Origin of the sequence: Vibrio sp. 10N.222.49.A3, from assembly GCF_041475145.1 — a bacterium.
In the GTDB taxonomy this organism is placed as follows: Bacteria; Pseudomonadota; Gammaproteobacteria; order Enterobacterales; family Vibrionaceae; genus Vibrio; species Vibrio tasmaniensis_A.
Window position 1 is genome coordinate 1 of record NZ_JBFRVM010000286.1, and the last position, 1,870, is coordinate 1,870.

A 1,870-nucleotide genomic window follows, 5' to 3' on the forward strand; every position below is an offset into this window, starting at 1 on the left:
TGACTGGAGCAGATCATTGCTTCTTTGCTGCCTAAGTCGGCCGCTCTTTTGATTAGTGATAAGTATTGGGACTTTAGAGACAGCTTTTCTTCGTATTCTTTTGCAAAGCGGAGAGCGCCCCCTTCCAGAATTTCACCAGAAATATACTTCTTATACCAGTAGTCTTCGTGTGGCTCGCTATCGTCGTCTATTTCAATCTCACTGAAGTGATGAGTAGCATATGAATATGCAGCAGATGCATTATCTTCACTGATCAACCTTTCAATTAGTTGGTCGCCTAGATAGTCTACCATCCATGGTGCAATCTCATTCCAATGGTAGAACTCACATTGCTTAATAGAATTATCTTGGCTTATATGTAAAAGAACCTTTTCTTCTAATTGCGGGTCCGAAAGTAGAGTATTAGATAGTTGTTGAAGACGACTCCGAACGCAATTTTCATGCGGCAATGATGGTTGTGGTTTAGAGCGTGGGCTAAATTCATCATCCTCGTTGGGTTCTATATACCAGCAGTCATAAGAAGGTATTACGAAACCAGCCTTAATTAGGCTGGCTGCTGATTTAAACCCATAATAGGATGCCAGTATTTCTCTGGATTGGCCCAGCTTAATATCTGGTAAGAGACTTTTTAAGGATTGATGAAAGGCATGTACGAGCTGTTTATTTAGCATGATTAGGTCTCCGACTTGTACATCGACTCATGGCGTACGTTTAAACCTTTTGAGTCGATATTAATCAGTCAAAGGCTATTAAAGTTAATCAGTGCGAAATAATCATTTATTGGAGTGTCTTTTTCTACTCATACGCAAGTACGGCGGACGCCTTACGTCTAGATTACGTTTCGAGTATGAAAGATGTTAATAGGCTATACAAAGGTTTAGAACACCTTCTTGAAGTTCTATCCTGCTAGGGGACAAAAGCGAGTGGGGCTAGTGGATTGTGAACTGCAACGTCATTTAAGCTACTACGAAGGTTTCAACTTTGTGCTCTTTTTACGTTTTTTGGAGTCTGCTCCCCATGATTGCCAATGTTGCTTACCAATAGCTTGTACACTGTACCCACGAGTAACTTTTAGGCCTAGGGCAGTATTAATTGCCCATGACAGGTAGTTAGATGAACCATCGTTTTTAGGAGATAACATCATTCTAGTAAATGATTGTTTTGCCGCGACTAATTTTTTCTCAGCATGTTCCTTAGGAGAATCGAAAGCACTTAATACACTGTCGCGCCATGCATCTATTAGGTGGTGTTTTTCGATAGCTTCGTAAAGTGGGGCTAAGTTTATATTTTTCATGGTTGTTTTTCTCAGCGAAGGATTTTGGGACAAAAGCGACTCAATTAAGTTAAAATATCCAAACTACAGTTTATCCAATTGGTAACTACAAGAGGCAAAATTATGCAAAGATTTCTTATTTTAGCGCTTATGTCAGGTGCGGCACATGTTAATGCCGCGTCTTGCTATAGTGATGATTACGGTAATACCACATGCACCAATGGTCTTTCTGCGTATAGCGATGATTATGGTAACACTACGTACAGTGATGGCTCTTCTTCGTACTCGGATGACTATGGTAATACGACATTTAGTGATGGTCCATCATCTTATTCGGACGATTACGGTAATACTACATATAGTGATGGGACTTCGTCTTATTCGGATGATTATGGGAACACGACATTCTCAGACGGTACAACATGCTATTCAGATGACTACGGAAATACGACTTGTAATTAATCCTAAATACCGATGAGACTGCCTTTTTTAACTAGATACGGGACAAGAGCGCCTTAGTGCGACTACTGTGATTACCGAGGGAGGTTGACGGTCTAAATACCGAAGGATTCTGTCGCTGCTTTATTCATAGTAGTC

At 40.5% G+C, this 1,870-nt stretch carries 2 protein-coding genes; both read right to left on the reverse strand.

The window, feature by feature from the left end:
• A partial coding sequence (locus AB4589_RS25075; protein ID WP_372101923.1) for a hypothetical protein occupies positions 1–671 on the reverse strand: 671 nt, incomplete at its 3' end.
• A 293-nt stretch (positions 672–964) separates the two neighbouring features.
• Complete coding sequence (locus AB4589_RS25080; protein ID WP_048613859.1) at positions 965–1,294, reverse strand: hypothetical protein; 330 nt, start codon at positions 1,292–1,294, stop codon at positions 965–967.
• Positions 1,295–1,870 lie beyond the last annotated feature (576 nt).